Origin of the sequence: Streptomyces sp. NPDC005574 (genome assembly GCF_040605435.1) — a bacterium.
Taxonomy (GTDB): domain Bacteria; phylum Actinomycetota; class Actinomycetes; order Streptomycetales; family Streptomycetaceae; genus Streptomyces.
Genome location: NZ_JBEXCW010000002.1, coordinates 22,344 through 41,653 on the forward strand (window position 1 = coordinate 22,344; position 19,310 = coordinate 41,653).

The window sequence follows — 19,310 nt, forward strand, 5'->3', positions numbered from 1 at the left end:
GAGATGATGGGACAAGCAGGCACCGCGGAAGCCGCCGTCCGCTACCTCAGGTCGGCCGGAATCGCGGCCGCCCCGGTGGACGCGCTGCCCCGGCCGGACCTGCGGTGCGTCGGCGCGGACGAACGGGCGCCGGTCGCCCCGGCCGAGTTCCGGCGCGTCCTGGGCGCCTTCGCGACCGGCGTCACCGTCGTCACGGCACCGGCTCCACGCGGCGAGGACTCCGCCGCGGGCCCCGCCGGCTTCGCCTGCCAGTCCTTCTCCGCGCTGTCCCTCGACCCGCCCCTGGTCGCCTTCATGGTCGGCCGCACGTCGGCGACCTGGCCCCGCATCGCGCGCGCGGGCGTCTTCTGCGTGAACGTCCTGGGCGCCCACCAGGGTGCGCTGTGCCGGGGGTTCGCGGTCAGCGGCACGGACAAGTTCGCGGGCGTCGAGCACGACCCGGCGCCCGTCTCCGGCTCCCCCCGCCTCGCGGGCGCGCTCGCGTGGATCGACTGCACGATCCACGCGGTGCACACCGGCGGCGACCACCTGATCGTGGTGGGCCGGGTGGACGCCCTGGGCGCGGACGCCGAGGACGCGTCCCCCCTGCTGTTCCACAGGGGCCGGTTCGTCTGATCCGGCCGGCGCTTCAGCCCACCACCGCGAGTCGCCCCACGGGCGCGGCCGGCCGCCGCCGGATCACCAGCGCCATCAGTGCCGCCGCCGCGCACAGCGCACCGGAGGCGTACCAGATCATGTCGTAGGTCCCGAAGACGTCCCGCACCACTCCGCCGAGGAAGGCCACCAGCGCGGCGCCGACCTGGTGCGAGGCGAGGACCCAGCCGAAGACGATCGCGCTGTCGTCACCGTAGTGCTCCCGGCACAGCGCCACGGTCGGCGGGACGGTGGCGACCCAGTCGAGGCCGTAGAAGACGATGAAGAAGAGCATCGGCGGGCGCACGCTCGGGGCGAGCAGCATCGGCAGGAAGAGCAGGGAGATCCCGCGCAGCGCGTAGTAGACGGCGAGCAGCCGGCGCGGTTCCCAGCGGTCGGTGAACCAGCCGGAGGCGACCGTGCCGACCACGTCGAACACGCCGATGACGGCGAGCAGCGAGGCGGCCGCGGTGACGGGCATCCCGTGGTCGTGGGCGGCGGGCACGAAGTGGGTCTGCACCAGGCCGTTGGTGGAGGCGCCGCAGATCGCGAACGTGCCGGCGAGCAGCCAGAACGGGCCGGTGCGAGCGGCCTTGGACAGGACGGTGACCGTGCGGCGGGCGGCGCCGGTGACCGGGGCGGGCTTGGGGACGAACTCCTCGGAGCCGTACGGCGCGAGGCCCACGTCGGCCGGGTGGTCGCGCAGCAGCAGCCAGACGAAGGGCACGACCGCGAGGGCGGCCAGGGCCACCGTGACGGCCGCCGGGCGCCAGTCGTGTGCCTCCACCATCCAGGACAGCAGCGGCAGGAAGATCAGCTGGCCGGAGGCGGACGCGGCGGTGAGGATGCCGGTGACCAGGCCCCGGCGCCGGGTGAACCAGCGGTTGGTGACCGTCGCGGCGAAGGCGAGCGCCATCGACCCCGAGCCGAGGCCCACCAGCACGCCCCAGCACAGCAGCAGCTGCCAGGCCGCCGTCATCCACACCGTCAGACCGGAGCCGATCGCGATCACGGTGAGCGCGCCGGCCACGATCCGCCGGATGCCGAAACGGTCCATGAGCGCGGCCGCGAAGGGCGCGGTGAGTCCGTACAGCGCGAGGTTGATGGAGACGGCCGCGCCGATCGTGCCGTGCGACCAGCCGAACTCGCGGTGCAGCGGGTCGATGAGCAGCCCGGGCAGGGACCGGAAGGCGGCGGCGCCGATGATCGTCACGAAGGTGACGGCGGCGACGAACCAGGCGCGGTGGATACGACGGGAGGGGATCGGCTCGGGTGCCGTCGCGGCGGCCGTGGCGTCGGTTGTCTGGGTCACGACATAAAGATTCCGTCAGGGAAGCCCTCCGGGCGAGTGGCCCGAAGGACAGCCTTCGTTAGAATCGGGCCATGCACTCGGCATCCGAACCGGCCACCGGTTTCCGTCCGCACCGCGTCGTCGTCCTCGCCCTCGACGGCCTGCTCCCCTTCGAGCTGGGCATCCCGCACCGCATCTTCGGCCGCCCCACGGACGCCGAGGGGCGGCACCTGTACGAGGTCGTCACCTGCTCGGTCCGCCCGCCGGGCCCGGTCGAGACCGACGCCGACTTCGCCATCGGCGTACGGCACGGCCCGGAGGCCCTGGCCACCGCGGACACCGTCGTCGTACCGGCGTCCTACGAGCTGGGGCCGGTCCACGAGGAGGGCGTCCTCACCCCGGAACTGGCCGCCGCCCTCGCCCACATCCGGCCCGGCACCCGGCTCACCGCCATCTGCACCGGCGGATACGTCCTGGCCGCCGCCGGGTACCTCGACGGCCGCCCCGCGGCCACGCACTGGGCCGACGCCGACCGCTTCCAGCGGCTGTTCCCGCGGGTGAGGGTCGACCCGGACGTCCTGTTCATCGACGACGGCGACGTCCTGACCTCGGCGGGCGTCGCCGCCGGGATCGACCTGTGCCTGCACATGGTGCGCCGCGACCACGGCACGGCGGTCGCCAACGACGTGGCCCGCCGCACCGTCGTACCACCGCACCGCGACGGCGGGCAGGCGCAGTACATCCACCGCCCGCTGCCCGAACCGCAGCTGGCCACCACGACGGCCGCCCGCGCCTGGGCGCTGGGCCGGCTGCACGAGCCGATCCAGCTGCGGGACATGGCCGAGCAGGAGGCCATGTCGGTACGCACCTTCACCCGCCGCTTCCGCGAGGAGACGGGCGTCAGCCCCGGCCAGTGGCTCACCCAGCAGCGCGTGGAACGCGCCCGGCACCTCCTGGAGTCCACCGGCCTGTCCGTGGACCGGATCGCCCGCGACGCCGGCTTCGGCACCGCCCAGTCCATGCGCCAGCACCTCCAGACGGCGCTCGGCGTCACCCCGACCGCGTACCGCCGCACGTTCCGCACCGGCGACCTCGGGCCGGCGGCCGTCGGGAGCTGACCGGGCCCGGAGGCCGCCCGCGCGCGCTCAGAACGTCAGCACCCCCCGTGCCACCCGTCCCGCCTCCGCGTCCGCCGCCGCCTTCTCGAAGTCCTCCACCGGGTAGGTCCGGGTGACCAGTTCGTCCAGGAGGAGGCGGCCCCGGCGGTAGAGGTCGGCGTACAGGGCGATGTCGTGCTGGGGGCGGGAGGAGCCGTAGCGGCAGCCCAGGATCGACTTGTCCAGGTACATCGACGACACGAGGAAGGACGCCTCGGCCGCCGCCGGGGGGACTCCGAGCAGGATCGCCTGGCCGTGCCGGTCGAGGAGGTCGATCGCCTGGCGGATCAGTTCGACCCGGCCGACGCACTCGAAGGCGTGGTCCACGCCCGTGGGCAGCAGGTCCCGCACGCCCTCGGCCGAGGTCAGGAAGTCGGTCGCGCCGAACTGCCGGGCCACCGCCTCCTTCGCCGGGTTCGCGTCCACGGCCACGATCCGCAGGGCGCCGGCGATCCGTGCGCCCTGGAGGACGTTCAGCCCGATGCCGCCGGTACCGATCACCAGCACGCTGTCCCCGCGGTCCACCCTCGCCCGGTTGAGGACCGCGCCCACGCCGGTCAGCACCCCGCAGCCGATGAGCGCGGCGGACGGCAGCGGGATGTCCTCGGGGACGCGCACCGCCTGGACCGCCCGGACCACCGTGCGCTCGGCGAAGGCCGAGTTGGAGGCGAACTGGTACACCGGCCGGCCCGCCCGGGTGAAGGGCTGCCCCGGCCGCCCGATCGCCTTCCGGCACATCGTGGGCCGGCCGCGGTCGCACTCCGCGCAGGTGCCGCAGTTCGCCAGCGTGGACAGGGCTACATGGTCACCGGGCGCCACATGGGTGACGCCCACACCCACGGCCTCGACGACCCCCGCACCCTCATGGCCCAGCACCACAGGAACCGGGAAAGGTATGGTGCCGTCCACCACGGACAGGTCGCTGTGGCACAGTCCGGCCGCCGCGATCGCGACCTGCACCTCACCGGGCCCCGGGTCCCGCACCGCCAGATCGTCCACGACGTCGATCCGCTTCCCGTCGTACACCACGCCTCGCATCACACGGCCCCCTCAGACCCTGGGTTCTCTCGGCAGGCCGAGCACGCGCTCGGCGATGATCGTGCGCTGGATCTGGTCCGAGCCGCCGTAGATCGTGTCGGCCCGGGAGAAGAGGAACAGGTGCTGGAGCGCGTCGAGTTCGTACGGCGCCGAGGGCGTCCAGTCGGCCGGTCCGACGCCCGCCGCCGCGCCCCGGACCTGCATCGCCAGCTCGCCGAGCCGCTGGTGCCAGCCGGCCCACAGCAGCTTGGCGACGCTGGGCGCGCCCGCGTCGCCCGAACCGCCCAGGGTGCGCAGCGCGTTCCACCGCATCGTGCGCAGCTCCGCCCACTGGCGGACGATCCGCTCCCGTACGACGGGATCGCCGGCCGCGCCCGTCGCGACGGCGGTACGCACCACCCGCCCGAGTTCCTCGGCGAAGCCGATCTGCTGGGCGAGGGTGGACACCCCGCGTTCGAAGCCGAGCAGGCTCATCGCGACCTGCCAGCCGCCGCCCTCGCCGCCCACGACGTGCTCCGCGCGGGCTCCGTCGAAGAAGACCTCGTTGAAGTCGCTGGTGCCGGTCAGCTGCCGGATGGGCCGGACCTCGACCCGGCCGGGCTGGTCCATCGGGACGAGCAGGAAGCTGAGCCCGTGGTGGCGGCTCGACCCGGGTTCCGTCCGGGCGAGCACGAAGCACCAGTCGGCCTCGTGGGCGAGCGAGGTCCAGATCTTCTGCCCGGTGACGCGGTACGTCCCCCGCGCCTCGCGTACGGCGGCCGTGCGCAGGCCGGCCAGGTCGGAGCCGGCGCCCGGTTCGCTGTAGCCCTGGCACCAGAGTTCCTCGCCCGCGGCGATCGGGGGCAGGAACCGGGCCCGCTGGTCGTCGCTGCCGTGGGCGAGGAGGGTGGGCGCGAGGAGGTTCTCACCGATGTGCCCGGAGCGCGGGGGCGCGGGCGAGCGGGCGTACTCCTCGGCCCAGGCGACCTGCTGGGTGAGGGTGGCGGTGCGGTTGCCGTAGCCGTCGCGCGGCCAGCCGAGGCCGATCCAGCCGGCCTTGCCGAGGGTGCGCTCCCAGGTGCGGCGGTCCTGGCCGGGGTCGGCGTGTGCGGCCAGCCACGTCCTCGCCTCCGCGCGGAAGGTCTCGTCCTCGTGCATGAATCCGAAGTCCACGACTGCCGCCTCACGTTGACTGGAAGGTGCCCGTGGCCGCCGTCGGGCGGTCAGGTGTTGGGCCGTGTCCCCTCGCGTGCCGCCCGCTCCATCGCCGCGACCCTCTCCAGCAGCGGCATCGGGTCCGTGCCGACGGTGGTGGGCAGGAGGTCGGCGATCCGCTCCGGGGTCCAGGAGCCCTCCGCGTAGGCGGCGCGCAGCTCCCGCGGCTGGGCCCACACCGCGAGCTTGGGGCCGGCGATCGTGTACACCTGGCCGGTGATCCGCTGCTCCCGCGCCCGCTCCGACAGCAGGTAGACGACCAGCGCGGCCACGTCCTCCGGCTCCCCGATCTCGGTGAGTTCCATGGGGACGCCGGCCGACATCCGGGTCCGGGCGACCGGCGCGACCGCGTTCGCGGTGACCCCGTACTTGTGCAGGCCGAGCGCCGCGCTGCGCACCAGGGAGATGATCCCGCCCTTCGCGGCGCTGTAGTTGGCCTGTGACACCGAGCCCTGGTGGTTGCCGCTGGTGAAGCCGATCAGGGTGCCCGAACGCTGGGTGCGCATCACGGCCGACGCGGCCCGGAACACGGTGAACGTGCCCTTGAGATGGGTGGCGACGACCGGGTCCCACTCCTCCTCGGCCATGTTGAACAGCATCCGCTCGCGCAGGATGCCGGCCACGCACACGGCGCCGTCGAGCCGCCCGTACGACGACATCGCCACGTCGACGATCCGCTGCCCGCCCGCCATCGTGGAGACGTCGTCGGCGACCGCGACCGCCTCGCCGCCCGCCGCCACGATCTCCTTGACGACGGCCTCGGCGACCTCGCTGGTCGGTGACGCGCCGTCCACCCCCACGCCGTAGTCGTTGACGACGACGCGCGCGCCCTCGGCCGCCGCGGCCAGCGCGACCGCGCGGCCGATACCCCGGCCGGCACCCGTCACGGCCACCACCCTGCCTGCCAAGAAGTTCCCCACGCCGGCCCCTTCCCGCGGTTTCTGACGGACCGTTAGATTTTATGTCCCGGCAGACCGCCGGAGACAAGCCCCGGGGAGGACCGATGTCGCCGCCCGCACTCCATCCCGCGTTCCACGACATGGCCAAGCGCGTGAACAACTGGGGGCGTTGGGGGGCGGACGACGAGATCGGCACCCTCAACCTGATCACCGACGAGGTGGTCCGCGAGGCCGCCGGCTGCGTCCGGACCGGGCGCCGCGTCCCTCTGGCGCTCCCGCTGCGGCAGGACGGCGTGCAGACCGGGATGATCCCCGGTCGGGTCAACCCGCTGCACGCGATGGTGCAGATCAACCAGGAGATCTTCGGTCCCGGCACCGTGGCGTGCAGCGACGACGCCGTGACCATGGGCCTGCAGGCCGCCACGCACTGGGACGCGCTGACCCACGTCTCGCACTCGGGCCGGATCTACAACGGCCGCCCGGCCGCCACCATCACCCCGCACGGCGGCGCCGAGTTCAGCGGCATCGACACGGCGCGGCACGTCGTCTCGCGCGGGGTCCTGCTCGACGTGGCCCGCGCGCGGGACGTGGACCGGCTCGCCGGCGGTCACGCGGTGACCCCGGAGGACCTGGAGGCGGCCGAGGAGTTCGCCGGTGTCCGGGTGCGCGCCGGTGACATCGTGCTCGTGCGGACCGGGCAGATCCAGGTCTATCTCGCCGGGGACAGGGACGCGTACGGCTATCCGTCACCGGGGCTCTCGTTCGGCACCCCGGAGTGGTTCCACGCGCGCGATGTCGCGGCCGTCGCCAACGACACGCTCACCTTTGAGATATTTCCGCCCGAGATAGACGACTTGTGGCTGCCGGTGCACGCGCTCGACCTCGTGGAGATGGGGATGCTCCAGGGCCAGAACTGGAATCTCGAAGAGTTGTCCACAGCCTGTGGAGAAACCGGGCGGTACGCGTTCCTGCTGTCGGCGATGCCCGAGCCCTTCGTCGGCGCAACCGGAACACCGGTGGCACCGGTCGCCGTGCTGTGACGGCGAGGCCCTCCGCCGGCCGACCTCGACGTCGGGCCAGGAGGGCCATGGATGTCGGGCGAGGAGGGCCGGGAAGAGACGCCGGCACCGGCCCCGCGTCGCCCGTGTGACGCGTCGGACGGCGGTGCGCCTCCCCCCACCCCGTCCGTGCCCGGCCGGCAAGTGCCCCCCACCCGCCCCGAGCACGGCGCCGCGCACCGCCATCCGACTCCGGCGTACCGCCCCGACTCCACCTGGCCCCGCGGGAGCCGACGCCGAATCACGACCCGCACTCGCCGAGGGTTCCCGTCACCGGAACCCTCGCCGTCCCCTCGCGGCGAATCGCTGACCACAAGCGTGATCAAACGGGACAGGTCACGTCAACACCCGATCGGCGATTAGTCGGTTACGCTCCTTTTGCCACGGGCGCGCACGGAAGCACGTCCCGGCGCATCACCGTCCGCCCGGCCCGCGATCGACCGAGCGGCTGCACCCGTGCCCCCGGCCGCGCCGCGCCACCGCGCGCGCGTATCGGCCGGAGAGCGGCCCGCGGCCCGGCCCGTGGACCGGCCGGCCTCAGCGCCGGTCACACGACCTCGAACGCCAGCCCCTCATAGGCGGACGCGGACGCCGGGACGGCTTCGGACGCCGACGCGGCACCGCCGTAGGCCACCGCGGGCTCCTGTGTCGGTGTACGGCGGTCCAGTTCGCACCAGATGCGCTTGCCGGCGCCCTCGGGGCTCCAGCCCCAGCGGTCGGCGAGGCCGTCGACGAGGGCGAGCCCGCGGCCGCCGGTCTCCTCGCCGTCCGCGCACCGGGGTACCGGGGCCCGGCAGCTGGAGTCGGCCACTTCGAGGCGCACGGTGGCCGGCTCATCCGCCCCGCCGGGCAGGGACAGCCGCAGGACGGCCGGACAGCCGGTGTGCACCACGGCGTTGGTGACCAGTTCGGAGACGAGCAGGATCAGGATCTCGGCGAGGGACTCGTCGGCCCCTATGCCGGACCCGGCGAGCCGGGAGCGGGCCCACCGCCGCGCTCGCCCCACCTCAGCGGGGTCGGGCCGGACTTCCAGCTGCACTTGGAGCACCTGCACCGCTCACACCATCCGAACCGGCGGACACATAGCCTCGCGCCTCACGAGGGCCACGATCGTAGCCATTTTTTGCATGACCAGAACAACAGCCAGAGCCAGGGTCACTGAACGTGATTCCCTTACGAGACAGCATGGTTGACGTACAGTCACCCCAACAAGCGCTTCAGGCATATTCCAGCGCGAAGGAGTACCCGTGCGGGATACTGTGCGACGCTCCTTGCGGAGAGTCGAACAGGTGGGGGCCGCAGGCCCTCTCACCGGGCGAGGAACGGCGCGCACCGCCGGATCCGGAGGCGCCTGGGAGGCGACACCGGCATGGCTCGTGCTCGGAACCACTCGCATCTCACACAAGGTACCGGAGCACGGCTCCGACTCCAGGACGTGACGAGTCACGCCTAGGACACAACCCGATATCGACGCTCCGTCATTCCGGTGTGCCACGATCCGCGACACCCGTTGCGGCCGGGTCCGCGAGGCGGCGGGCCGGGCGCGCCCCGCGTCGCTCACGTCAGCAGATCGGCCGCGAGCAACTCCTGGCTCTCCGCGTCCCCGCCGCAGCGCCGCGCCCGCACCCAGGCCCGCTTCAGGTGCAGGTGCACCTCGGACTCCCAGGTGAACCCCATGCCGCCGTGCACCTGGAGGCAGTCGCGGGCACCGCGCACGGCGGCCTCGTCGGCCAGCAGCCGGGCCGCCGCGATGTCGGCGGGCCCGGCGGTGACGGCGGCCGCGTAGACGGCGGCGCGGGCGACCTCCGTCCGTACGAGCATCCCGGCACACAGGTGCTTGACCGCCTGAAAGGACCCGATCGCCCGGCCGAACTGTTCCCGGGTCCGGGCGTGTTGCACCGCGAGCTCGCAGGTGCGGCCGGCCGTGCCGAGCTGCTCGGCGGCGGTGAGGAGCACGGCGACCGGATCGGCACCGGTCGAGCCGGTCGCGGGGGGCACGGCGGCTGCCCCGTCCACCCCGTCGCCCCTCGGCACCGAGAGCGCCGGGGGCGACCCGGACGCCGACCCGGCGGACACCCGCGCCACCGCCGAACCCCTCGCCCCCGTGGCCGCCGCACCTACCCGGTGCACGGGGGTCAACGGGTCCAGGGACCGCAGGGGGACGGCGTCCTCGGCGTCCCCCGTCACGACGTCCGCCTCCGCCAGCCACTCCACGAGACCGCCGAGGACCGTCGTCACGACCGTCTCCCCGGTGGCCGCGCCTGGTACCCCGCCCGCCGCGAGGTGGGTGGCCACCAGGGGGCCGGGCAGCAGGACGCGGCCCACCTCCTCGAAGGCCAACACGGTCTCCGGGAGGCCGAGTCCGACGCCGCCCTCGCGTTCGGGCAGCCGCAGCGCGAAGAACCCGGCCGCGCCGAGCTCCCGCCACAGCGCCCGGTCCAGGCGGGGCGCGTCGGCCGCGGCCCGCAGCGCCGCGGTGTCGAACCGGCGGGCCAGCAGCCCCCGCACGCCGTCCCGCAGGTCCCGCTGGTCCTCGGTGAGCAGGAACCTCATCCTCGCCGTCACCGTCCCTTCGGCAGGCCGAGGATGCGCTCGGCCACGATGTTCCGCTGGATCTGCGAGGTGCCGGCCGCGATGGTGTACGACAGCGCGGACAGCCGGTCGAGCACCCACGGCCGGTCGAGGTCGAGGGACTCGGGGCCCAGGACGTCGGCGGCGGCGTCGTAGAGCTCCTGCCGGGCGTGCGAGTAGCGCAGCTTGAAGACCGAGCCGCCGGCCCCGGGCACGCCCGTCCCGCTGGCCTCCGCCTCGCTCACGTTCCACTGCGTCAGCCGCCACAGCGCCCGGAACTCGGCGTTGAGCCCGCCCAGCCGCCGCCGGAGCACCGGATCGTCCCAGCGGCCGTTGTCCCGCGCGGCGCGGGCGAGTTCGCCGAGCACCCGGCGGCAGGCCACGACCTCGCCGACGAAGGCGGTGCCGCGCTCGAAGGACAGCGTGACCATCGTGACGCGCCAGCCGTCGTTCTCGTCCCCGACGCGGTTCGTGACCGGCACCCGCACGTCGTCGAGGAACACCTCGGCGAACTCCGCGGACCCGGCGAGGGTCCGCAGCGGCCGTATGGTGATACCGGGCGCGTCCATCGGCAGGGCCAGCCAGGTGATCCCGCGGTGCCGGGGGGCGTCCGGGTCGGTGCGCACCAGCAGTTCGCACCAGTCGGCGACTTCGGCGTGCGAGGTCCAGATCTTGGACCCGTTGACCACGTAGTGGTCGCCGTCCCGGGTCGCGCGGGTGCGCAGGGACGCGAGGTCGCTGCCGGCGTCCGGTTCGCTGAAGCCCTGGCACCAGACCTCCTCGCCACGCAGGACGGGCGGCAGCCAGCGCGCCCGCTGCGCCGGGGTGCCCTCGGCGGCGATGGTGGGACCGGCGTGCAGGAGTCCGACGAAGTTGGCGCCCACGTAGGGTGCGCCCGCCTTCTCGGTCTCCTCCAGGAAGATCAGGTGCTGGGTCGGGGTCGCCCCTCGGCCGCCCGCGTCGACGGGCCAGTGCAGACCGGCGTACCCGGCGTCGTGCAGCATGCGCTGCCAGCCGAGGTCGTAGGTCCGGCGCGCGGGCCAGTCGTCGGGGGACGGCTTCGGCGGGAGCGAGGGCAGGGCCTTGCCGAGCCACTCCCGCAACCGGGCCCGGAACTCCTCCTCCTCGGGGGTGTGGGCGAGGTCCACTAGTCGTCCAGGTCGAGTTCCAGCATGCGGATCGCGTTGCCGCGCATCAGCTTGTGCACCGTCTCGTCGTCGAGGCCCTTCACATGGTCGAGGGCGACCTCCTTGGTGTGCGGGAAGGTCGAGTCGACGTGCGGGTAGTCGGTCTCGAAGGTGGCGTTGTCGCGCCCGACGACGTCCAGCGAGGCCACACCGTGCTTGTCGCGGAAGAAGCAGCAGAACATCTGCCGGTAGTAGTAGGTGGAGGGCGGTTCGGGGATCGTGTCGCGGACCCCGCCCCACGCCCGGTGCTCCTCCCACACGTCGTCTGCGCGCTCCAGGGCGTACGGGATCCAGCCCATCTGCCCTTCGGAGTAGGCGAGTTTGAGGCGCGGGAACTTCACCAGGACGCCGCTGAAGAGGAAGTCCATCATCGAGGCCATCGCGTTGTTGAAGGACAGCGACGCCTGCACGGCGGGCGGTGCGTCCGGCGAGGCGGCCGGCATCTGCGAGGACGACCCGATGTGCATGTTCACCACGGTCCCGGTGTCCTGGCAGACCGCGAAGAAGGGGTCCCAGTAGCCGGAGTGGATGGAGGGCAGGCCGAGGTAGGTGGGGATCTCGGAGAAGGTCACCGCCTTCACCCCCCGCGCGGCGTTGCGCCGGATCTCCGCGACCGCGAGTTCCACGTCCCACAGCGGGATCAGGCACAGCGGGATGAGCCGGCCGCCGCTGTCGCCGCACCACTCCTCCACCATCCAGTCGTTGTAGGCGCGCACACAGGCCAGCGCGACCTCCTTGTCGTGCGCCTCGGCGAAGGTCTGGCCGCAGAAGCGGGGGAAGGTCGGGAAGCACAGGGACGCCTCGACGTGGTTGAGGTCCATGTCCGCGAGGCGTTCCTTCGGGTCCCAGCAGCCGCGCCGCATCTCGGCGCGGGTGATGCCCTCCAGCGTCATCTCGTCGCGGTCGAAGCCGACGGCGGCGATGTTGCGCTTGTACGGGAACTTCAGGTCCTCGTAGATCCACCAGTCCGTCGGCGGACCGTCCGGGTCCATGGTGATCTGGTACTTGCCCGCGACGTAGGCGAGTTCGCCGATGCCCGCGGTGAGGGGCTGGGGTCCGCGCTCGCGGTACCGCGCCGGCAGCCAGGTCTCGAAGAGGTGCGCGGGCTCGATCACGTGGTCGTCGACGCTGATGATGCGGGGCAGTTCGGTCATGGGTCCTCCACCGGTGTCGCTGATCTGATGGCCCGTCAGATACCGCGCCACTGGGACGCTACTCCCGCACCCCTGGACCGACAAGGCGACGGGCCCTACGCTCTCGGCACGATCTGACGTGGCGTCAGATCAGTGGGTACGCCGAGCCGCAGAAGAGGGTGCCTGTCATGACCGACACCGCGCACGCCCTGGATTCCTCCCGCACCCTCTGGGAGCTGGCCTCCCGCCGCGCCGGCCTCACCCCCGGCCGGCCCGTCCTCCTCCAGGACGAACGCACCCTGACCTTCGGCGAGCTCCGCGACCGCGCCGAGCGGGTCGCGGCCGGGCTGTACGGCATGGGCGTACGCCCCGGCACGGTCGTCGCCTGGCAGCTGCCCACCCGCCTCGAAACGGTGCTGCTGTCCTTCGCGCTGGCCCGCCTGGGCGCGGTCCAGAGCCCGGTCATCCCCTTCCTGCGGGACCGCGAGGTCGGGTTCGCGCTGCGCGCGTCGAAGGCGGAGTACTTCGCGGTGCCGGGCGTGTGGCGGGGCTTCGACCACTCGGAGATGGCCCGGCGGCTCGGCGCGAAGGGCGTCTTCGAGGCGTACGACACGCTGCCCGACGGGGATCCGCGGGTGCTGCCCGACCCGCCGGGCGAGGGCACGTCCGTCCGCTGGATCTACTGGACCTCGGGCACGACCAGCGACCCCAAGGGCGTGCTGCACACCGACCGTTCACTCATCGCCGGCGGCTCCTGCCTCGGGCACGCGCTGCGCCCCACGGCCGCCGACGTCGGCTCCATCGCCTTCCCCTACGCCCACATCGGCGGCCCCGACTACACGGTGATGCTGCTGCTGTACGGCTTCCCGGCGGTGCTGTTCGAGCAGTTCGCGCTGCCCGCCTCGCTGGACGGCTACCGCAGGCACAAAGTCACCGTGGCCGGCGGGTCGACGGCGTTCTACTCGATGTTCCTGGCCGAGCAGCGCAGGCGGCCGGAGACCAAGCTGATCCCGACGCTGCGACTGCTCGCCGGGGGCGGGGCGCCCAAGCCGCCGGAGCTCCAGCACAGCGTGGAGCGGGAGATGGGGGTGCGGCTCACCCACGGGTACGGCATGACCGAGGTGCCGATGATCACCATGGGCGCGCCGGACGACACGGCGGAGAACCTGGCGACGACCGAGGGGCGTCCGCCGGACGGCATGGAGATCAGGATCGTGGACGGCGAGGTGCGGCTGCGCGGGGAGGCGGTCTGCCAGGGCTACCTGAACCCGGCGCAGACCGCGGAGGCCTTCGACGCGGACGGGTTCCTGCGCACCGGTGACCTCGGGCACCTCACCGGGAGCGGACACCTGGTGCTGACCGGCCGGCTCAAGGACGTGATCATCCGCAAGGGCGAGAACATCTCCGCGAAGGAGATCGAGGACCTGCTGCACGGCCATCCGGGCGTCGGTGACGTGGCCGTCGTCGGGCTGCCGGACGCCGAGCGCGGGGAGTTGGTCTGCGCGGTGGTGGAACGGCCGCCCACGGGCACGGTGTTGACGGCGGCGGAGATGAGCTCGTACCTGCGCGGGGCGGGGCTGGCGGTGCACAAGCTGCCGGAGCGGCTGGAGGTGGTCGACGCCCTTCCGCGGGGCGACACCCTGCGGAAGGTGCTCAAGTACAAGCTGCGCGAACGGTACGCGCGGGCCGGCTCGGAGCCCGGCGCGGGGGCCGGCTCGGAGCCCGGCGCGAGGGAAGGCTCGGAGCCCGGCGCGGGGGAAGGCTCGGAGCCCGGCACGGGGGAAGGCTCGGCGTCCGGCACGGGGGCGGGCTCGGGGGCCGGCACGGGGGCGGGCTCGGGGGCCGTTATTCGGCGACCGTGAAGTAGCGGGCGAACGCCGACACGATCTCCGTCTCGCCGACCTTGCCGTCCGCGTCCGTGTCGAGGACGGCGGCCGCCGTGCGGGCCGTCTCCTCGCTCGCCCCGAGCGCCGTCAGCACCCGTACGGTGTCCGCCACGGTGGCCCGGCCGTCCCCGTCCGCGTCCGCGACGGCGAGCGCCGCGTGCAGGAAGGGGCGGGCGATCTCGGCGAACCGCTCGGGGTTGTCGCGCAGGCGCTTGACCGCGCCGTTCACGAACTCCTCCCGGGTGATCCGCTGGTCGCCGTCCCGGTCCGCTATGCCCGCCATGCCCTGCCAGAACGCCTCCGCGCCGATGTACAGCGCCTGGCCCTTGTCGCATCGGGCCGTCGTACCGAACTCCGCGAGCAGCGCCTTGGCCGCCACGCTGAAGTCGGCGCGGTCGATGTAGCCGTTGCCGTCCTGGTCGAAGGTGGCGAACCGGGCGGCGATCCTGCGCTCGTACTCGCTGCTGGCCATGTCGTTCCTGCCGCCTTACCTCACGTGGGGTGCGTCTGGCACGGAGCGTACGACGCCGGCGGCCCTCCCGGAGCCGGAAAACGACGCTTGTGCCAAGACCGGGGGAATTTCGGGACAACGGTGTGGCGGAGCGACCGCACGCCCGCCATCCCTGCCACCCGCCGGCCCTACGCGGGCAACGGCTCCGCCTCCTCCGTGAGGGCGTCGTCGACGTCGGCGTACACGTCGAACAGGCGGCGGACGCCCAGCGCGCCCAGGACCCGGTTCACGTGCGAGCCGTCGACCGCCCCCTGAGCGGGCAGGATCAGCCGCAGCCGACCCTGGCAGGAGCGCATCAGACGGCGGACGGCGATCAGGACGCCGACCCCGCTGGAGTCGCAGAAGAACACCTCGGAAAGATCGAGGACGATGCTGTGGCGGCCCTCGGCCACCGCGTCGTGCACCGGCTGGCGCAGCAGCGGCGACGTCACCAGATCCAGCTCGCCCGACACCCGCAGCACGACCCAGTCGCCCTGCTCACCGTGCGTCACATTGAACGCCACCACCATGCCCTTCGTCGCCGGAAGAAACGGAAGTCATGCCTACGCTTCCTTGCAGCGCGGCTGCCCAGCCGCCGTTCCCGGAAACACGGCGGCGAAAACGGCCACCGAACAAAAGCGGCTTGTTCCCGTCACCTTCGATCCGGTTCGACCGGGTCCGAGCCCGCGGGAGAAGGGGCCACCCCCGGTCGGGGTCCTCTATCACCACCGGATCAGCGGGGGGCGCACATTGCCACAAAGGGGCGTGCGTCCCCGGCCGTGCCGACTACATTCGAGGGGACGGTGGACGCAGGCTTGGCCGGGGACACGGGCAGGGTGAGGGGGTCGCATGGCGAAGAGGGACGCACCGCCCCGCTGGGACCGCAGGATGCAGCAGCGCCTCGCACGCGGTGAGGCGGCCGCCCTGAGCGAGCTCTACGACCGTTTCGCCTCCCTGGTGCACGGTCTCGCCCACCGGGTGCTCGGCGACGAGCGGGCCGCCGACGTCGTCACGCGCGACGTCTTCACCCACGTCTGGGAACACCCCGACGCCTACGACCCCCGCCAGGGCCCCCTGCGCTCCTGGGTCGCCACGCTGACCCACCGCCTCGCCGTGCAGCGGCTGCGCGCCACCGAGACCGCCGCGCTGGCGCGGGCCGGCCACGGCTCCACCGAGGAACTGGAGCGCAAGGTGCGTCACGCCTCGGTCGCCGCCCGCGCCGACTACATCGTCCAGTCCATGCCGGCGCCCCTGCGGGCGGCGCTGGAGCTGGCCTACTTCCAGCGCCGCGACTACCGCCAGACCGCCGCCGACCTCGGGGTCACCGAGGACGAGGCCCGCCGCCGGCTGCGCCTGGGCCTCCAGCTGCTGTCCACCGCCCACGACTCCGGAGCGGCGGGCACGCCGCCCGGGTACGGGGGTGCGGCGTGAGCGACCCGAGCCCGTTCGCGACGGACGACGAACACGAGGGACCCGGCCGCGGGGCGCACGCCCGGCAGGGACCCGACCGGGACGCGGACGACGACAAGGACGACGGCAGTGGCGGCAGCGACGGCAGCGACGGCAGCGACGGCAAGGACGGGAACGACGACCCGCACGCGGAGGCGTCCGACCCCGTGCGCGGGGCCGCGGACGGGGAGCCCGGTGGGTCACCGGGCTCGGCACACGGCCCCGGCGCCCCCTCCGGCCCCGGTGAGCCCGCCGGTCCCGGCGGAGGCGGGGAACCGGACCGCTCGCCCCGTATCCCCCTGCCCCGCGCCTCCGTCGAGGACGGCGGCCGCCCCCTGCCCACGCTGAACACACCAACGGACTCCCGGCCGGTGTCCGGCCGGACACCGGGTGATCCGACGGCGCTCGAACCGACGGCGGCCGACCCGACGGCGGGCAGCTCAGCGGCCGATACGACGGGGGCTGGCTCGGCGGCAGTCGATGCGGCGGCGGCCACTGGCCCGGCGGCAGGCGGCCCGGCAGCAGTCGACCCGGCGGCGACCAGCCCGACCGCGACCGATCCGGCGGCAGCCGGCTCGGCGCCAGCCGATACGGCGGCCGGCGCGGCGGTCGTGATCCCGGGCGGGACCGGGAACCCACTGTCCCCCTCCGCCCCCTCCGCCCCGCTCGCCCTGGAGCATCGCGTTCTGAAGTCACTGCTCGGGGCGTGGGCGCTGGCCGCCTGCGCGCCGGAGGAGACGGAGGCCGTCGAGGAGCACCTCGGCCACTGCGGCGCCTGCGCCGACGAGGCGCTGCGGCTGCGCGAGGCGGTCGGCCTGCTCCATCCGCCCGAGAGCCTCGACCTGGACCCCGCCCTGCGCACCCGCGTCCTGCAGGGCTGCCTCGACCGGCGTCCGCCGCGTATCCCGGTGCCCGACTGGGCCGGCCCCTACGACGCCGAGACCGCCCGCCTGGACGCGCTGCTCCAGGACATCGGGGACGCCGAGTGGCACGCGCCCGTACGGCTGCGCTGGTTCGAGGCGGACTCGGCGACGAGCCGCCGTACGACCGTCGCCGGCGTCATCGCGCACCTGCTGACGGTCGACGGCCTGGTCGCCGTCGCGCTGGGCCTCGACGACCCGCTCGGGGAACTCGCGGCGGACGCGCCGGACCCGGCCGCCCGCACCGAGGCGTACTGGCGGGCCTCCCACTTCCCGCCCACCCGCGCCGTGCGGGCGCCGTGGCGGGAGCAGAGCCACGACATCGTGCGCACGGTGTCCTTCACCGGCGGGAGCGCCGGCCGGCTGCCGGTGGCGTACGGCGGGTTCGAACTGCCGCTGCACGACGCGATGTTGGACCGGGCCTTCGAGTGCTGGGTGCACGCCGAGGACATCGCGGAGGCGGTCGACTACCCGTACGAGCCGCCCTCCGCACGCCATCTGCACCGCATGATCGACCTGGCCGCCCGGATGCTGCCCCTGGTGCTGGCCGCGCGCCGGCAGGGCGGCCTCGCCCTGCCCGGGCCGGGCCGGCACCTCGTCGCGGCGGGCGAGCCCGGCCGCAGCCTGCGGCTGGAGATCGAGGGCCTGGGCGGCGGCGAGTGGCTGATCCCGCTGGACTCCCCGGCGGCGGTGGGCTCGGCCGACCGCGAGGTGGCCCATGTGGCGCTCGACGGCGTCGAGTTCTGCCGTCTGGCCGCCGGCCACGTATCCCCGCAGGAGGCGGCCGCCGGTCAGCTGGGAGACCGGGAGGCGATCAGGGACGTCCTGTTCGCGGCGGCCTCGATGAGCCGGATGTAGCGGCTGCCGCCGCGACCGGGGCGGGGGCTTTTGTCGCGACCGGGCGGCAGCCTACGCGAAGACGACCGTGCGGCGTCCGTTGAGCAGGATGCGGCGTTCCGCGTGCCACTTCACGGCCCGTGCCAGCGCCTGGCACTCGACGTCCCGGCCGATCGCGACGAGCTGGTCCGGCGTGACGCCGTGGCCGACGCGCTCGACCTCCTGCTCGATGATCGGGCCCTCGTCGAGGTCGGCGGTCACGTAGTGCGCGGTCGCGCCGATGAGCTTCACGCCCCGCGTGTGCGCCTGGTGGTAGGGCTTGGCGCCCTTGAAGCTCGGCAGGAACGAGTGGTGGATGTTGATGATCCGCCCGCTGAGCTGCTTGCACAGGTCGTCGGAGAGGACCTGCATGTAGCGGGCCAGCACGACCAGCTCCACGTCCTGCTCCCGCACGAGTTCCAGGAGTCGCGCCTCGGCGTCCGCCTTGGTGTCCCTGGTCACCGGGATGTGGTGGAAGGGGATGTCGTACGACCCCACGAGTTCGGCGAAGTCGGTGTGGTTGGACACCACGGCCGCGATCTCCACCGGGAGCGCCCCGATACTGGCGCGGAACAACAGGTCGTTGAGGCAGTGCCCGAACTTGCTGACCATCAGCACGACCCGCATCCGGTCCTCGACCCGGCTGATCCGCCAGTCCATGTGGAAGGCGTCACCGATCGCGGTGAAGCTGGCCCGCAGCTTGTCGACGGTCACCGGAGCGTCCCCGGAGAAGTGGACGCGCATGAAGAACAGTCCCGTGTCGTGGTCGCCGAACTGCTGGCTGTCCTCGATGTTGCAGCCGGTCATGAAGAGGTAGCTCGACACGGCGTGCACGATGCCCTGCTTGTCCGGGCAGGACAGGGTCAGGACGTACTGGTCGGCGGGGGCCGCGACGGGGCCGGACTGCTCGTTCATGCAGCCCAGGGTCCCATATCCGCCCGCACGGGCGGACGGTCGTCCGCTACGCGGACCGCGTCATGATCCGCAGCACCTCCAGCGTGCGCGGCGGGGTGTCCGGGTCCTCCCCGTCGGCCGCCGCCATCCGCACGTGCGCGTCCCGCGCCGCGCGCACCGCCTCCGGCCACGCGTCGTGGTCGACGTACGCGGAGACCTGCGCGTCGGGCCCGACCTGGTGCATGATCCGCAGCACGCGCAGGACGGCGGTGTCGACGAGCGCCGCCTCCTGGGAGTCCCGGAAGATCGTGCCGACGTACTTCTCGGCGGACCAGTTGTCGAGCCAGGTGTCCTCGACGAGGCGGTACACGGCGTCGGTGACGTCGCCGTACCCCTCGACGCCGGCCAGCCAGACGTCCCGCTGGAACGCCGGGTCGGAGAGCATGTGCAGCGCGGAACGCACATTGCTGCGCCAGCGCCACCAGGGCATGTCGTTCTGTGGCATGTCGCCCATGGTGGAGGAGCGACGGCCGCGACGGGAAGAGTTCTCCGAACCTTGCACGGTCATCGATCGTACGTTCCCCCGCGCGGGCGTCTCACCGACCCCCGTTGTTCACCCCGGTGTCACCCCGCA

General features: G+C 73.3%; 18 protein-coding genes. 6 read left to right on the forward strand and 12 right to left on the reverse strand.

Annotated features, from left to right (window positions below; translation table 11 throughout):
* Positions 1–6: 6 nt before the first annotated feature.
* On the forward strand, positions 7–615 hold the full coding sequence (locus ABZT03_RS01725; RefSeq protein WP_356032612.1) for a flavin reductase family protein: 609 nt from the start codon (positions 7–9) through the stop codon (positions 613–615).
* Between the two features lie 13 nt (positions 616–628).
* On the opposite strand, the gene ABZT03_RS01730 is transcribed toward ABZT03_RS01725, so the two are convergent.
* A complete protein-coding gene (locus ABZT03_RS01730; RefSeq protein WP_356032030.1) occupies positions 629–1,945 on the reverse strand; it encodes an MFS transporter in 1,317 nt (438 codons plus the stop codon).
* Positions 1,946–2,016: 71 nt separating this feature from the next.
* Between ABZT03_RS01730 and ABZT03_RS01735 the strand changes: the two genes are divergently transcribed.
* Positions 2,017–3,042 (forward strand): helix-turn-helix domain-containing protein, encoded by a 1,026-nt coding sequence (locus ABZT03_RS01735; RefSeq protein ID WP_356032033.1) that lies wholly within the window; start codon positions 2,017–2,019, stop codon positions 3,040–3,042.
* A gap of 27 nt (positions 3,043–3,069) precedes the next feature.
* Here ABZT03_RS01735 and ABZT03_RS01740 read toward each other — a convergent pair whose 3' ends face one another.
* From ABZT03_RS01740 to ABZT03_RS01750, 3 genes are read right to left on the reverse strand one after another with little or no spacing between them, the layout of a single operon-like run.
* Positions 3,070–4,119 (reverse strand): alcohol dehydrogenase catalytic domain-containing protein, encoded by a 1,050-nt coding sequence (locus tag ABZT03_RS01740; RefSeq protein ID WP_356032035.1) that lies wholly within the window; start codon positions 4,117–4,119, stop codon positions 3,070–3,072.
* Positions 4,120–4,131: 12 nt separating this feature from the next.
* A complete protein-coding gene (locus ABZT03_RS01745) occupies positions 4,132–5,271 on the reverse strand; it encodes an acyl-CoA dehydrogenase family protein (protein ID WP_356032038.1) in 1,140 nt (379 codons plus the stop codon).
* A gap of 50 nt (positions 5,272–5,321) precedes the next feature.
* Positions 5,322–6,233 carry an SDR family oxidoreductase gene (locus tag ABZT03_RS01750; protein ID WP_356032040.1) on the reverse strand — a complete coding sequence of 304 codons (912 nt, stop codon included), beginning with the start codon at positions 6,231–6,233 and terminating at the stop codon, positions 5,322–5,324.
* Between the two features lie 83 nt (positions 6,234–6,316).
* On the opposite strand from ABZT03_RS01750, the gene ABZT03_RS01755 reads away from it, so the two are divergent.
* On the forward strand, positions 6,317–7,252 hold the full coding sequence (locus tag ABZT03_RS01755; protein WP_356032042.1) for a cyclase family protein: 936 nt from the start codon (positions 6,317–6,319) through the stop codon (positions 7,250–7,252).
* Positions 7,253–7,817: 565 nt separating this feature from the next.
* Here the strand turns inward: ABZT03_RS01755 and ABZT03_RS01760 are convergent.
* The 4 genes from ABZT03_RS01760 to ABZT03_RS01775 form a co-directional block, all read right to left on the reverse strand.
* Entirely contained in the window at positions 7,818–8,309 is a 492-nt protein-coding gene (locus ABZT03_RS01760) for an ATP-binding protein (RefSeq protein ID WP_356032045.1), read from the reverse strand.
* 518 nt (positions 8,310–8,827) lie between these two features.
* Positions 8,828–9,823 carry an acyl-CoA dehydrogenase family protein gene (locus ABZT03_RS01765; RefSeq protein WP_356032048.1) on the reverse strand — a complete coding sequence of 332 codons (996 nt, stop codon included), beginning with the start codon at positions 9,821–9,823 and terminating at the stop codon, positions 8,828–8,830.
* Between the two features lie 8 nt (positions 9,824–9,831).
* Positions 9,832–10,989, reverse strand: a complete 1,158-nt coding sequence (locus tag ABZT03_RS01770; protein WP_356032051.1) for an acyl-CoA dehydrogenase — start codon at positions 10,987–10,989, stop codon at positions 9,832–9,834.
* Positions 10,989–12,182 carry an amidohydrolase family protein gene (locus tag ABZT03_RS01775; RefSeq protein ID WP_356032053.1) on the reverse strand — a complete coding sequence of 398 codons (1,194 nt, stop codon included), beginning with the start codon at positions 12,180–12,182 and terminating at the stop codon, positions 10,989–10,991. The genes ABZT03_RS01770 and ABZT03_RS01775 overlap by 1 nt, the downstream gene beginning before the upstream one ends.
* A gap of 167 nt (positions 12,183–12,349) precedes the next feature.
* Here ABZT03_RS01775 and ABZT03_RS01780 point away from each other — a divergent pair, with 167 nt between their 5' ends.
* Complete coding sequence (locus ABZT03_RS01780; protein WP_356032056.1) at positions 12,350–14,023, forward strand: AMP-binding protein; 1,674 nt, start codon at positions 12,350–12,352, stop codon at positions 14,021–14,023.
* Here the strand turns inward: ABZT03_RS01780 and ABZT03_RS01785 are convergent.
* Positions 14,007–14,519 carry an EF-hand domain-containing protein gene (locus ABZT03_RS01785; RefSeq protein WP_356032059.1) on the reverse strand — a complete coding sequence of 171 codons (513 nt, stop codon included), beginning with the start codon at positions 14,517–14,519 and terminating at the stop codon, positions 14,007–14,009. The genes ABZT03_RS01780 and ABZT03_RS01785 overlap by 17 nt on opposite strands.
* Positions 14,520–14,686: 167 nt before the next feature.
* Positions 14,687–15,067 (reverse strand): STAS domain-containing protein, encoded by a 381-nt coding sequence (locus ABZT03_RS01790; protein ID WP_356032061.1) that lies wholly within the window; start codon positions 15,065–15,067, stop codon positions 14,687–14,689.
* A gap of 319 nt (positions 15,068–15,386) precedes the next feature.
* Between ABZT03_RS01790 and ABZT03_RS01795 the strand changes: the two genes are divergently transcribed.
* Both ABZT03_RS01795 and ABZT03_RS01800 read left to right on the forward strand, forming a co-directional pair.
* On the forward strand, positions 15,387–15,968 hold the full coding sequence (locus ABZT03_RS01795; protein WP_356032064.1) for a sigma-70 family RNA polymerase sigma factor: 582 nt from the start codon (positions 15,387–15,389) through the stop codon (positions 15,966–15,968).
* Between the two features lie 311 nt (positions 15,969–16,279).
* On the forward strand, positions 16,280–17,764 hold the full coding sequence (locus ABZT03_RS01800) for a zf-HC2 domain-containing protein (protein ID WP_356032614.1): 1,485 nt from the start codon (positions 16,280–16,282) through the stop codon (positions 17,762–17,764).
* Positions 17,765–17,815: 51 nt separating this feature from the next.
* On the opposite strand, the gene purU is transcribed toward ABZT03_RS01800, so the two are convergent.
* Together purU and ABZT03_RS01810 are read right to left on the reverse strand one after the other, a co-directional pair.
* Positions 17,816–18,697, reverse strand: coding sequence for a formyltetrahydrofolate deformylase (purU, locus tag ABZT03_RS01805; protein WP_356032067.1), 882 nt, complete (start codon positions 18,695–18,697; stop codon positions 17,816–17,818).
* 46 nt (positions 18,698–18,743) lie between these two features.
* On the reverse strand, positions 18,744–19,244 hold the full coding sequence (locus tag ABZT03_RS01810) for a hypothetical protein (protein WP_356032069.1): 501 nt from the start codon (positions 19,242–19,244) through the stop codon (positions 18,744–18,746).
* Positions 19,245–19,310: the final 66 nt, after the last annotated feature.

Bases quoted from the DNA above. Each gene is read 5' to 3' on its own strand.
- ABZT03_RS01725 (WP_356032612.1), top strand. From the start codon at position 7: ATGGGACAAGCAGGCACCGCGGAAGCCGCCGTCCGCTACCTCAGGTCG.
- ABZT03_RS01735 (WP_356032033.1), top strand. From the start codon at position 2,017: ATGCACTCGGCATCCGAACCGGCCACCGGTTTCCGTCCGCACCGCGTC.
- ABZT03_RS01740 (WP_356032035.1), bottom strand. From the start codon at position 4,119: ATGCGAGGCGTGGTGTACGACGGGAAGCGGATCGACGTCGTGGACGAT.
- ABZT03_RS01755 (WP_356032042.1), top strand. From the start codon at position 6,317: ATGTCGCCGCCCGCACTCCATCCCGCGTTCCACGACATGGCCAAGCGC.
- ABZT03_RS01765 (WP_356032048.1), bottom strand. From the start codon at position 9,823: ATGAGGTTCCTGCTCACCGAGGACCAGCGGGACCTGCGGGACGGCGTG.
- ABZT03_RS01775 (WP_356032053.1), bottom strand. From the start codon at position 12,182: ATGACCGAACTGCCCCGCATCATCAGCGTCGACGACCACGTGATCGAG.
- ABZT03_RS01780 (WP_356032056.1), top strand. From the start codon at position 12,350: ATGACCGACACCGCGCACGCCCTGGATTCCTCCCGCACCCTCTGGGAG.
- ABZT03_RS01785 (WP_356032059.1), bottom strand. From the start codon at position 14,519: ATGGCCAGCAGCGAGTACGAGCGCAGGATCGCCGCCCGGTTCGCCACC.
- ABZT03_RS01790 (WP_356032061.1), bottom strand. From the start codon at position 15,067: ATGGTGGTGGCGTTCAATGTGACGCACGGTGAGCAGGGCGACTGGGTC.
- ABZT03_RS01795 (WP_356032064.1), top strand. From the start codon at position 15,387: ATGGCGAAGAGGGACGCACCGCCCCGCTGGGACCGCAGGATGCAGCAG.
- purU (WP_356032067.1), bottom strand. From the start codon at position 18,697: ATGAACGAGCAGTCCGGCCCCGTCGCGGCCCCCGCCGACCAGTACGTC.
- ABZT03_RS01810 (WP_356032069.1), bottom strand. From the start codon at position 19,244: ATGACCGTGCAAGGTTCGGAGAACTCTTCCCGTCGCGGCCGTCGCTCC.